The sequence below is a fragment of the Arthrobacter sp. ZGTC131 genome (assembly GCF_002929275.1).
In the GTDB taxonomy this organism is placed as follows: Bacteria; Actinomycetota; Actinomycetes; order Actinomycetales; family Micrococcaceae; genus Arthrobacter.
This window is the reverse complement of record NZ_PJIK01000089.1, coordinates 1-572: the sequence shown is the minus strand read 5'-3', so window position 1 is coordinate 572 and position 572 is coordinate 1. Positions and strand designations below refer to the sequence as shown.

The window sequence follows — 572 nt, the reverse complement described above, 5'->3', positions numbered from 1 at the left end:
GATCCCCGGTACTCCAGCACGTAGCCCTGCCCGCCGCCGGTACCGATCTTGGCAATCACGGCCAGGATGATGTCCTTGGACGTGACGCCGGGGCGCAGGGTTCCCTCAACGTTGATGGCCATGGTCTTGAAGGGTTTCAGCGACAGCGTCTGGGTGGCCAGGACGTGTTCCACCTCGGAGGGGCCGATACCCATGGCCAGGGCACCAAACGCGCCGTGGGTGGAGGTGTGCGAGTCGCCGCAGACCACGGTCAGTCCGGGCTGGGTGAGGCCCAGCTGGGGACCCACCACGTGCACGATGCCCTGCTCGGCGTCGCCGAGCGGGTGCAGCCGGACGCCGAATTCCGCGCAGTTGGCGCGCAGTGTTTCGATCTGGGTGCGGCTGATGGGATCGGCAATGGGCTTGTCGATGTCCAGGGTGGGGGTGTTGTGGTCCTCGGTAGCAATGGTGAGGTCCGGGCGCCGCAGCTTCCGGCCCGCGAGGCGCAGCCCTTCGAAGGCCTGCGGGGACGTTACCTCGTGGATGAGGTGAAGGTCGATGTAAAGAAGATCCGGCGCACCGTCTTCACCTTT

General features: G+C 66.1%; 1 protein-coding gene. It reads right to left on the bottom strand.

Annotation, left to right across the window (positions count from 1 at the left end; all coding sequences use genetic code 11):
• Positions 1–572: aconitase family protein (locus CXQ90_RS21815; protein ID WP_258064716.1), on the bottom strand; the 572-nt coding region annotated here is incomplete at both ends.